The sequence below is a fragment of the Streptomyces sp. NPDC043854 genome, from assembly GCF_056436005.1.
This window is the reverse complement of the sequence record NZ_JBWKDK010000102.1, coordinates 1-10,025: the sequence shown is the minus strand read 5'-3', so window position 1 is coordinate 10,025 and position 10,025 is coordinate 1. Positions and strand designations below refer to the sequence as shown.

The window sequence follows — 10,025 nt, the reverse complement described above, 5'->3', positions numbered from 1 at the left end:
GACGCTTCCTTCGTACTCACCCTCTCGGGCTTTCCTCCGGGCTTTCGTTCTTGCGTTTCCCACTCTATCAGAGTGTTTCGCGCTTCGCTTTCCGGGTTCTTCGCTTTCGCGTTTTCCCTTTCCGGCGATTTCGACTCTATCAGAAGTTCTCCACCGGATTTCCCGGCTTCGGATTCCTGAACGAGGAGTCGGTTGCGCCCCATGGGAATTGGATTCCTTGGGGGCGAAGTAGATATTAGACCGTCGCTGCCGAACTGTCCACTCCGAGGCAACCGTTCGAATCTACCTCCCCGTTCCGACCGTGTCAACAGTCTTTCCGGGACGACGAGGAGACTAGCAGCTCAGCAGCCTTGTACGCACATCAGGCCGCCGTGGGGAGCGTGGCCGTGCGGTCGGCGGCCTCCACGTCGCCCGCCTCGCCTGCCCGTGCGGCGCGGCCGCCCAGCACGTACACGTACGCCAGGAACACGGCCTCGGCGGCGACGCCGATGCCGATGCGCGCCCAGGTGGGCAGGCCGGACGGGGTCACGAAGCCCTCGATCAGGCCCGAGACGAACAGGACGGCCGCGAGGCCGATGGCCATGCCGAGGGCGGCCCGGCCCTGTTCGGCGAGGGCGGCCCGGCGGGTCCGGGGGCCCGGGTCGATGACGGTCCAGCCGAGCCGCAGGCCCGTTCCGGCGGCCACGAACACCGCGGTCAGCTCCAGCAGGCCGTGCGGCAGGATCAGGCCGAGGAACACGTCCAGCCGGCCGGCGGAGGTCATCAGGCCGATGCCGACGCCGAGGTTGACCATGTTCAGGAAGAGGATCCAGAGCACGGGGATCCCCAGGAACGCACCCAGGACCAGGCACATCGCGGCCGCCTGGGCGTTGTTCGTCCACACCTTGGCGGCGAAGGAGGCCGCCGGGTGGCTGGAGTAGTACGTCTCGTAGCCGCCCCCGGGCTGCGTGAGCGCCTTCAGCTCCTCCGGCGCGGCGATGGCCGCCTGGACCTCGGGGTGGGTCGCGATCCACCAGCCGATCAGCACGCCGAGCAGTGTGGAGAGCAGCGCCGTCGGTATCCACCAGCGGCGGCTGCGGTAGACGGCGGCCGGGAAGCCCTCGGTGAAGAAACGGGCCGCGTCGCGCCAGCTCGCGCGGCGGGTGCCGGTCACGGTCGCCCGGGCCCGTGCCACGAGCTGGGTGAGCCGGCCCGTCAGCATGGGGTCGGGGGTGCTGGACTGGACGAGGGAGAGGTGCGTGGCGGTCCGCTGGTAGAGCGAGACGAGCTCATCGGCTTCGGCGCCGGTCAGCCGGCGACCGCGGCCCAGCAGCTGTTCGAGGCGGTCCCATTCCGCCCGGTGGGCCGTCACGAAGACGTCGAGATCCATGCGGTTGCCGCTCCCCCTGCCCCTGGCCCCTGCTGCCGGCCGTGCTTCGGCGCTACTTCTTCCGTGGTCAGCTTGGCAGACTGGGTGACCGAGGGGTGGGTCCGGGCGCGGGAAGGGTGTGCAGCGGTGAGCGATCTGGTGACGGGGGACGCGGTCGTCCTGGGGCTGAGGCCCGCGCGGCTGCCGAGCCGGGCGCTGGCCTTCGTCCTCGACCTGTTCGTATACCTCACCGGCTACCTGCTGATCTCGATCGGGCTGGCCTTCGCCACCGCCTCCCTGGACGAGGCCGCGCAGGCCGCGGTCGCGGTGGCGTGCTTCCTGCTGGTGCTCGTCGGCGTACCGATCGCCGTGGAGACGCTCAGCCACGGGCGGTCGCTCGGCAAGCTGGCCTGCGGGCTGCGGGTGGTCCGGGACGACGGCGGGCCGATACGGTTCCGGCACGCGCTGGTCCGCGGGGCCATGGGGGTCGTGGAGCTGCTGCTCACCTTCGGGTGCGTGGCCTGCATCGCCTCGCTGGTGTCGGCACGGGGGCGGCGGCTCGGGGACGTGTTCGGGGGGACGCTGGTCATACGGGAGCGGGTGCCGGGGGCGCAGGTGATGCCGGTTCCGGCACCGCCGCCGTGGCTGGCGGGGCGGTTCACGGGGCTGGACCTGTCGGCGGTGCCGGAGGGGCTGTGGCTGGCGGTGCGCCAGTACCTGACCCGGATGAACCAGCTGGACCCGCAGGTGGGCGCCGCGATGGCGGCGAAGCTGGCGGACGACCTGGTGGCCCGTACGGGGGCGCCGGCGCCGGCCGGGGTGCCGGCGGCCGCGTTCCTGATGGCGGTGGTGCACGAGCGGCAGTCGCGGGACGCGGCCCGGGCGTTCGCTGCGGGGCCGGGCATGCCGGGCGCCCTCCCGGGCGGAGCCGTGGCGGCGGCCGGTGCGTACGCGCCGCCCGGGGCGGCGCCCGCGGGGCACATGCCCGCGCCCGCCCCGGCCCTCGCTCCCGAACCCGCGCCTGCGCCCGGGCCGACGCCCGCGCCCGCGGTGCCGTCCGGCGGCGAGCCGGTGCGGAAGACGGGGTTCGCGCCGCCCGCGTAGGGCTGCCGCTGTCGGTGGGGCCGCCTACGCTGCCGCCATGTCAGTCAACATCGATCTTGCATTCGACGTCACCGGCGTCGCCGACGAGCCCCAGGCCTGGGCGGTCGTCCGGGCCCTGACGCAGCTGATGTACGAGGAGAGCATCGAGAACCAGGTCACCCTCGGCGTGGCCGTGGACGACGACGGCGCGCACTTCGTCTCCGGGGAGTCGGACTTCCCGCTGTGCGTCTCGCGCTCCTACCTCTGGCGGCCGGCGTTCGAGAAGTCCTTTGCGGCGACGGTCGCCGAGGTGGCGCCGGATGCGAAGCCCGTGGTCCGGTGGGGGTTCCCGGACGAGGAGTCCTGACCGGAGCAGCGCGCACCGCCGGCGCGGTCAGGCCTCCGGCAGGAACACCGACGGGGGGCTCTCCAGGTGTTCGAGCTCGATGCCCGGGGCCGACAGGACCACGTCACCTGCCAGGTGGACCGTGTGGACCTCGCCCGTGTCCAGGGCGGTGACCCGGTACTCGTCCACGACGAGCGGCCCGCTGTCCGTCGCGTGCTCCGTACGCCCCACCAGGGCCCAGGCCTGGTCGACGGTGCGGGGCGCCAGCACCGGGTCGGTGAGGGCGACGAGCCGGACCCGGGTGGCGGGCGCGCCCAGCACGGGCCGCAGCAGGCGGGCCGTGGCGACGAGGAAGGCCGGCGAGGTGCCGGTGAAGGCGGCCGCGCGGACGTTGCCCTCGGTGGCCTCGGTGCCGGTGGGGTCGGAGCGGACCCAGGTGACGCCGTCGATGGCGGCGCCCCGGACCTGCCAGCTCGCGGCGTTCACCTCGAGGCGGATGGGGCGGCCGAGTTCGTCGACGGCCAGGTCGAGCGAGCCGCGGTGGCCGCCGTCGGGGCCGGTCAGCTGGGAGACGTAGCGCCAGCCGGAGGGGCCGGGCGCGCAGTGGAAGTGCTCCTCGCCGAGCGGGGTGCCGTCGTGGGGGTCGTGGAGCGAGTAGCGGCCGCGGGGCATGGGCTGGGGGTCCTTGCTGGCTGGCGTGCGGGCATGCCGTGCGTGCGCGTATGCGTACGCGCCCGTGGGGGTGTACGGGGCAGGCCCCCGGCACGGGTGCCGGGGGCCTGCCTCGGTGCTGCGGATCCGCGAGGACGGGCCTGCGGCGGTGGATCAGTAGCGGTAGTGGTCCGGCTTGTACGGGCCCTCGACGTTGACGCCGATGTACGCGGCCTGCTCCGGGCGCAGGGTGGTCAGCTTGACGCCGAGGGCGTCGAGGTGGAGGCGGGCGACCTTCTCGTCCAGGTGCTTGGGCAGCGTGTAGACGTCGATCGGGTACTCCTCGGGCTTGGTGAAGAGCTCGATCTGGGCCAGGGTCTGGTCCGCGAAGGAGTTCGACATCACGAACGAGGGGTGGCCGGTGGCGTTGCCCAGGTTGAGCAGGCGGCCCTCGGACAGCACGATCAGGACCTTGCCGTCGGGGAAGGTCCAGGTGTGGACCTGCGGCTTGACCTCGTCCTTGACGATGCCCTCGACCTTCGCCAGGCCGGCCATGTCGATCTCGTTGTCGAAGTGGCCGATGTTCCCGACGATGGCCTGGTGCTTCATCTTGGCCATGTCGGAGGCCATGATGATGTCCTTGTTGCCGGTCGTGGTGATGAAGATGTCGGCGGTCTCGACGACCTCGTCCAGGGTGGTGACCTGGTAGCCGTCCATCGCGGCCTGCAGGGCGCAGATCGGGTCGATCTCGGTGACGATGACGCGGGCGCCCTGGCCGCGCAGGGACTCGGCGCAGCCCTTGCCGACGTCGCCGTAGCCGCAGACGACCGCGACCTTGCCGCCGATGAGGACGTCGGTGGCGCGGTTGATGCCGTCGATCAGGGAGTGGCGGCAGCCGTACTTGTTGTCGAACTTCGACTTGGTGACGGCGTCGTTCACGTTGATCGCCGGGAAGAGCAGGTTGCCCTCGGCCATCATCTCGTAGAGGCGGTGGACGCCGGTCGTGGTCTCCTCGGTCACGCCGCGGATCTCGGACGCGAGCTGGGTCCACTTCTGCGGGTTCTCGGCGAGGGTGCGGTTCAGCAGCGTCAGGATGTGGCCGTACTCCTCGGAGTCCGCCGTCGACGGGTCCGGGGCCTCGCCGGCCTTCTCGAACTCGACGCCCTTGTGGACGAGGAGGGTGGCGTCACCACCATCGTCGAGGATCATGTTCGGGCCGCCGGTGGGGGTGTTCGGCCAGGTCAGCGCCTGCTCCGTGCACCACCAGTACTCCTCCAGCGTCTCGCCCTTCCAGGCGAAGACGGGGACGCCCTGCGGGTTCTCCGGGGTGCCGTTCGGGCCGACGGCGATGGCGGCGGCCGCGTGGTCCTGGGTGGAGAAGATGTTGCAGGAGGCCCAGCGGACCTCGGCGCCGAGGGCGACCAGGGTCTCGATCAGGACGGCCGTCTGCACGGTCATGTGCAGGGAGCCGGTGATGCGGGCGCCGGCCAGCGGCTGCGCCTGCGCGTACTCGCGGCGGATCGACATCAGACCCGGCATCTCGTGCTCGGCCAGGGTGATCTCCTTGCGGCCGAAGGCGGCAAGGGAAAGGTCTGCGACCTTGAAGTCCATGGGTGCTGCTCCTCATGGTTCGAGAGGTGGGTACGGCTGAGCCGCGCATCGCCGGGGGCGGTGCACCGGGCACTCAGTCCGTCGGGGGCCCTCTCTCCCCTCGGCCGGTCGTGAGGACCGCCCGACCGCCATCAGCAGCGACGCCTGACACTGCTGTCGAATCTACACCGATCAACGGTGCGGGCCCCAGGGGGTCGGGCAAAGAGGCCCGGTGCGCTCCGGACCCGGCGGGCGGGCGGAGATGCGGGGATCCGGGTCCGGGTTCCGTACGCTTCCGGCCACCACACATATGCGGAAGGGCGGATTCATGGGGCGCGGGCAGGGGCGGGGACTGGGGATCTGGGCGAGGGTGCTGCTGGCGGTGGGGACGGTGATGGTCGCGGTGCCTGCGGTGTGGGCGCTCGCGGTGAACCAGCAGGCGGTCCGGGGGTACTCGGTGCCCTCGGAGAGCATGTATCCGGCGTACCGGCCCGGGGACATCGCCTACTTCGCGCTGGGCGACGCCGCGGAACTGGGCGTCCGGCGCGGGGACGTGGTGCTCTTCGACGCCCCCGGGTGGCGGTTGGGAGGCCCGGGGATCAAGCGTGTGGTGGCGCTCGGGGGTGACCGGATCTCGTACCGCGCGGGTGATGCGGCGCTCCTGCTCAACGGGAAGCCGGTGGAGGAGCCGTACCTGAAGGACCGGCGGCTGCCGGCGGCCGTCTCCTTCGAGGTCACGGTGCCGGAGGGGCGGATGTTCCTGATGGGGGACAACCGCGGGAACTCGCTCGACTCGGCGTTCCGCACCGGCGACCCCGGCCACGGCTCCCTGCCGCTGTCGGCGGTGACCGGCAAGGCCGTGGAGCGGCCGACGGCGCTGATCGTGGCCGGGGGCGTCATGTTCGCCGGTTTCGCCGTCCTCCTCGTCGGCGGCGGTCTCGGGACCGGCGCGTGGGTGGTCCGGCGGCGGGCGCGGCGGCGCCGGGCGGCGGTACCGGAGCCGGAGCCGCGGTTCCCGTTGGCTCCGACGCCCTGACCCGGGGCCCGTGTCCAGGGACGCCGAAGCCCCCGCAGCGCGTGCTGCGGGGGCTTCGGCGTGAAGGCCGAGCCGTGGCCCCCTCGGCCATGGGGGCCTGCGTCAGTGGGCGCCCGGGCCGCCCGGGGTGGCGGCCGGGTCGCTGCCCGCGGCCGCCGCCTCCGCGTTGTAGATGTCCGGCTCCAGGTAGATCACGCGGGCGATCGGGACCGCCTCGCGGATGCGGGCCTCGGCCGCGTCGATCGCCGCGGCGACCGTCGCCGCCGAGTCCTCGTGCCGGACGGCGATCTTGGCGGCGACGAGGAGCTCCTCGGGCCCCAGGTGCAGGGTCCGCATGTGGATGAGGCGGGTGACGGTCTCCCCGTCGACGACCGCGGCCTCGATCTTCTCGATCTCCTCCAGGCCCGCGGCCTCGCCGAGCAGCAGGGACTTGGTCTCCACGGCCAGGACGACCGCGATCAGGATGAGCAGGGCGCCGATGGCAAGGGTGCCGATGCCGTCCCAGACACCGTCGCCGGTCAGCAGGGCGAGGCCGACGCCGCCCAGGGCGAGCACGAGGCCGACGAGTGCGCCGAGGTCCTCCAGGAGGACGACCGGCAGCTCGGGGGCCTTCGCCCGCTTGACGAACTGGCTCCAGCTGAGGCTGCCGCGGAGCTCGTTCGACTCCTTGATCGCCGTACGGAAGGAGAAGCTCTCCGCGATGATCGCGAAGACCAGGACGCCGATCGGCCACCACCAGTCCTCGATCGGATGCGGGTGCTTGATCTTCTCGTAGCCCTCGTAGAGGGCGAACATGCCGCCGACCGAGAACAGGATGATGGAGACCAGGAACGCGTAGATGTAGCGCTCGCGCCCGTACCCGAAGGGGTGTTGCGGTGTCGCCTCGCGCTGGGCCCTCTTCCCGCCGAGCAGCAGCAGGCCCTGGTTTCCGGAGTCCGCCAGCGAGTGGACGCTCTCCGCGAGCATCGACGACGAGCCGCTGAAGACGAAGGCCACGAACTTGGCTGCCGCGATGGCGAGGTTGGCGGCGAGTGCCGCCACGATCGCCCTGGTTCCGCCCGACGCACTCATGGGTGCCTGATGTCCCTTCCTCGGTACGGCGCCCCGGCCGGGGCGCCGCGCTACGGCCGCACATTCTTGCAGCCGCCGCGACGGGCTCCGCTCCGGTGGGCCGGCGTCAGAGGACGACGGTGGCGCGGAAGATGGTGCCCGTCCCGGACAGTTCGGTCTGCTCGCCGGCCGGTACGAACACCGATTCGCCGGGGGCGAGCGTCAGTTCGCCGGCCTTCGGGCGGCCCGCCGTGCACAGCAGGATCTGCGGGGCGCCGGAGGGCAGGGTGCGGGGCGCGGCGCCGGGGGCGAGGGTGAAGCGGGAGAGCCGGAACTCGTCGATGGGAGTGTCGTAGACCTCCTCGCCGTTGCCCTCGGGGCGCAGCACTGCCGGGTCGCCGGGTTCGAAGCGGACGATCCGCAGGAGTTCGGGCACGTCCACGTGCTTGGGGGTGAGTCCGGCGCGCAGCACGTTGTCGGAGTTGGCGAGCAGTTCGACGCCGAGGCCGTCGAGGTAGGCGTGGGGGACGCCCGCGCCGAGGAACATCGCCTCGCCGGGCTGGAGTCGGACGTGGTTGAGCAGCATGGCGGCGATCACGCCCGGGTCGCCGGGGTGGTGGTGCACGAGGGTGGCGTACGGGGTGTACGGGCCTGCGAGCCGTTCGGCGGCCGCCGCGGCCTCGGCGACGGAGTGGGCCATCTCGGCGCGGTCGGCGGTCAGTACGGCGGTGAGCATCTCGCGCAGGGCCGCCTCCTCGGGGTGGGCCCGGAGCAGGTCCACGTACGGCTTGAGGGAGTTGACCTCGAGGCCGGCGAGGAGCCGGGCGGCCTCCAGGGGCGGGCGGAACCCGCACAGCCCCTCGAAGGGGGTGAGCGCGCAGAGCATCTCGGGCTTGTGGTTGGGGTCCTTGTAGTTGCGGTGGGCGGCGTCGACCGGGATGCCGCGGCGCTCCTCCTCGGCGTAGCCGGCGCGGGCCTGGTCCAGGTCGGGGTGGACCTGGAGGGAGAGCGGGGCGCCGGCGGCGAGGATCTTGAAGAGGAAGGGCAGGCGGGGGCCGAACTTGGCGACGGCGGCGGCGCCGAGCTCGCGCTCGGGGTCGGCGGCGATGACGTCCGCGAGGGTGGTTTCGCCGGCGCCGCGGTCGACGCGGGAGGGCGCGCCGGGGTGGGCGCCCATCCACAGTTCGGCCTGCGGCTCTCCGGTGGGCTCGACGCCGAGGAGCCCGGGGATCGCGGTGGTCGATCCCCAGGCGTAGGGGCGGATCGTGTTCGTCAGGCGGTCCATCTTCGTCCGTCTTCCTGGATGAAGGGCCGGCACGGGACCGTGCTCAGCCGTGTCCCCGGGTGGCCGCCAGCGCGAGGTAGGCCGTGGCGAAGTCCGTGACGGCGAGGAGTTCGGCGAGCTGTTCGAGCTCGCCGCCTTCCTCGGGTTCGAGCTCGCTGATGGCCGTGTCGTGGCTGAGGGCGAGTTCGCGTGCGGCCGGGGCGGCGGACAGCCCGGCCGTGGGCCGGTCGCGCAGCAGGACGACGCGGGCGCGGAGGGCTTGTGGCTCCTCGACCCGGTCGCGGAAGAAGTCCTCGGGGTCGGCACCGGCCGCGAACGCTCCGGCGAGCAGCACGCCGTGGGCGGGCAGGGCCTCGGGGAGGTCGGCGGCGAGGGCGGGGCGGCCGGCGAGCTCGGCGAGGGTGGCGGCGAAGCGGCGGCCGGCCGGGCCGGCGCCGGCGCCCTCGCTCCAGATGAGCGGGAGGGAGTCGGCGAGCTCGGCGGCGAGGGTCTTGGCGGGGTTGGAGTAGGTGGCGATGGCCGGGCCGCAGCGTTCGGCGGTGCGGTCGAGGCGGTCGGCGACGTGCTGGAGGGTCTCGGGGGCGGCGGTGATCAGGCCGACCTTGCCGAGGAGCAGCAGGAGGGGGGTGAGCAGGGCCCACAGGGCGCCGGGGCCGGCGGCGGCGGACTCGTCGTACTCCTGGTACGGGGCCTTGGCCATGGGGACGAGGAGGCCGTGGGCGGCGTCGACGGCCTCGCTGAGCGGGGAGCGCTCGGGGGCGACGGCGACGACGGTGCAGCCGCGCCGGTAGGCCTGCTCGGCGAGGACGGCGAGGCCGGGCTCGGTGCCGTCGGTGGTGGTGACGAGCAGCAGGTCGACGGGGCCGGCCCAGCCGGGCAGGGTCCAGCGCAGGGCGCCGGGCGCGTGGGCGACGCCGGTGGGGTGCAGCCGGGTGACGGGGGCGGAGGCTCCGGCGAGGGCGCCGAGCAGGTCGGCCACGCCGGTGGCGGCGGTGCCGGGGCCGGCGATGAGTACGGCGCGCGGCCGGCCGTCGGGCCGCAGGTCGGCCAGGCCGGCCTCGGTGGCGTGCCGGGCCGCGGTGCGGACTCTGGCCCCCGCCTCGGCTGCTCCGCGGAGCAGCCCGCGGCGGTCGGCGCGGGCGAGCTCCTCCGGTGCGTCGAGGAGCGACTCGTCGAGCATGGCGGCCTCCGGCTGGTTCAGAAGGGCGGGCGACTCGGTTGCTCGGGCGCCCGGCGCTGCGGCGGGCGCCCTGTGCGTCGTACGGCTGGGCGTACTCAGGCGGGGCGGCGGGCCTCGTCCACGAGGAGGACCGGAATGCCGTCGCGGACCGGGTAGGCGAGGCCGCAGTCCCGGCCGGTGCAGATCAGCTCGGGAGCCGTCTCGTCGGCCGACTTGTCCTCCAGGGACGAGTGGCAGGCGGGGCAGGCGAGGATCTCCAGAAGGCCGGCTTCGAGCGGCATGGGGCGCTTCCCTTCGAACATGCGGATTGGGCGAGGTCAGCGTACCGGGGGGGGGGGGGGGGGGGGGGGGGGGGGGGGGGGGGGGGGGGGGGGGGGGGGGGGGGGGGGGGGGGGGGGGGGGGGGAGGGGGAGGGGGGGGGAGGGGGGGGGGGCGGCGCACATCCACCCCCAGCCC

The 10,025-nt window shown here is 73.4% G+C and carries 11 protein-coding genes; 3 read left to right on the top strand and 8 right to left on the bottom strand.

From position 1 onward, the window contains the following. Together AC068A_RS36780 and AC068A_RS36775 are read right to left on the bottom strand one after the other, a co-directional pair. A partial coding sequence (locus AC068A_RS36780; protein WP_478590649.1) for a hypothetical protein occupies nucleotides 1–203 on the bottom strand: 203 nt, incomplete at its 3' end. 158 nt (nucleotides 204–361) lie between these two features. Beyond that, on the bottom strand, nucleotides 362–1,369 hold the full coding sequence (locus tag AC068A_RS36775; RefSeq protein WP_478590648.1) for a stage II sporulation protein M: 1,008 nt from the start codon (nucleotides 1,367–1,369) through the stop codon (nucleotides 362–364). Between the two features lie 126 nt (nucleotides 1,370–1,495). Here AC068A_RS36775 and AC068A_RS36770 point away from each other — a divergent pair, with 126 nt between their 5' ends. Together AC068A_RS36770 and AC068A_RS36765 are read left to right on the top strand one after the other, a co-directional pair. Further along, nucleotides 1,496–2,452: an RDD family protein gene (locus tag AC068A_RS36770; protein ID WP_478590647.1), complete on the top strand. Its 957-nt coding sequence runs from the start codon at nucleotides 1,496–1,498 to the stop codon at nucleotides 2,450–2,452. 37 nt (nucleotides 2,453–2,489) lie between these two features. Continuing rightward, on the top strand, nucleotides 2,490–2,798 hold the full coding sequence (locus AC068A_RS36765) for a hypothetical protein (RefSeq protein WP_478590646.1): 309 nt from the start codon (nucleotides 2,490–2,492) through the stop codon (nucleotides 2,796–2,798). A gap of 27 nt (nucleotides 2,799–2,825) precedes the next feature. Here AC068A_RS36765 and AC068A_RS36760 read toward each other — a convergent pair whose 3' ends face one another. Both AC068A_RS36760 and ahcY read right to left on the bottom strand, forming a co-directional pair. Further along, nucleotides 2,826–3,449: a hypothetical protein gene (locus AC068A_RS36760; protein WP_478590645.1), complete on the bottom strand. Its 624-nt coding sequence runs from the start codon at nucleotides 3,447–3,449 to the stop codon at nucleotides 2,826–2,828. A 153-nt stretch (nucleotides 3,450–3,602) separates the two neighbouring features. Continuing rightward, nucleotides 3,603–5,039, bottom strand: a complete 1,437-nt coding sequence (ahcY, locus tag AC068A_RS36755; protein ID WP_478590644.1) for an adenosylhomocysteinase — start codon at nucleotides 5,037–5,039, stop codon at nucleotides 3,603–3,605. Nucleotides 5,040–5,346: 307 nt separating this feature from the next. Here ahcY and lepB point away from each other — a divergent pair, with 307 nt between their 5' ends. Further along, nucleotides 5,347–6,054 (top strand): signal peptidase I, encoded by a 708-nt coding sequence (gene lepB, locus AC068A_RS36750; RefSeq protein ID WP_478590643.1) that lies wholly within the window; start codon nucleotides 5,347–5,349, stop codon nucleotides 6,052–6,054. 102 nt (nucleotides 6,055–6,156) lie between these two features. Here the strand turns inward: lepB and AC068A_RS36745 are convergent, their stop codons facing one another. From AC068A_RS36745 to AC068A_RS36730, 4 genes are all read right to left on the bottom strand, one after another. Further along, nucleotides 6,157–7,125: a cation diffusion facilitator family transporter gene (locus AC068A_RS36745; RefSeq protein WP_478590642.1), complete on the bottom strand. Its 969-nt coding sequence runs from the start codon at nucleotides 7,123–7,125 to the stop codon at nucleotides 6,157–6,159. A 106-nt stretch (nucleotides 7,126–7,231) separates the two neighbouring features. Continuing rightward, nucleotides 7,232–8,389: a mannose-6-phosphate isomerase, class I gene (gene manA, locus AC068A_RS36740; protein ID WP_478590641.1), complete on the bottom strand. Its 1,158-nt coding sequence runs from the start codon at nucleotides 8,387–8,389 to the stop codon at nucleotides 7,232–7,234. Between the two features lie 43 nt (nucleotides 8,390–8,432). Beyond that, a complete protein-coding gene (locus tag AC068A_RS36735) occupies nucleotides 8,433–9,569 on the bottom strand; it encodes an SIS domain-containing protein (protein ID WP_478590640.1) in 1,137 nt (378 codons plus the stop codon). 95 nt (nucleotides 9,570–9,664) lie between these two features. Further along, complete coding sequence (locus tag AC068A_RS36730; RefSeq protein ID WP_478590639.1) at nucleotides 9,665–9,850, bottom strand: Trm112 family protein; 186 nt, start codon at nucleotides 9,848–9,850, stop codon at nucleotides 9,665–9,667. Nucleotides 9,851–10,025 lie beyond the last annotated feature (175 nt).

Coding starts and splice junctions, on each gene's coding strand:
- AC068A_RS36775 (WP_478590648.1), bottom strand. CDS start 1,369: ATGGATCTCGACGTCTTCGTGACGGCCCACCGGGCGGAATGGGACCGC.
- AC068A_RS36765 (WP_478590646.1), top strand. CDS start 2,490: ATGTCAGTCAACATCGATCTTGCATTCGACGTCACCGGCGTCGCCGAC.
- AC068A_RS36760 (WP_478590645.1), bottom strand. CDS start 3,449: ATGCCCCGCGGCCGCTACTCGCTCCACGACCCCCACGACGGCACCCCG.
- ahcY (WP_478590644.1), bottom strand. CDS start 5,039: ATGGACTTCAAGGTCGCAGACCTTTCCCTTGCCGCCTTCGGCCGCAAG.
- lepB (WP_478590643.1), top strand. CDS start 5,347: ATGGGGCGCGGGCAGGGGCGGGGACTGGGGATCTGGGCGAGGGTGCTG.
- AC068A_RS36745 (WP_478590642.1), bottom strand. CDS start 7,125: ATGAGTGCGTCGGGCGGAACCAGGGCGATCGTGGCGGCACTCGCCGCC.
- manA (WP_478590641.1), bottom strand. CDS start 8,389: ATGGACCGCCTGACGAACACGATCCGCCCCTACGCCTGGGGATCGACC.
- AC068A_RS36735 (WP_478590640.1), bottom strand. CDS start 9,569: ATGCTCGACGAGTCGCTCCTCGACGCACCGGAGGAGCTCGCCCGCGCC.
- AC068A_RS36730 (WP_478590639.1), bottom strand. CDS start 9,850: ATGCCGCTCGAAGCCGGCCTTCTGGAGATCCTCGCCTGCCCCGCCTGC.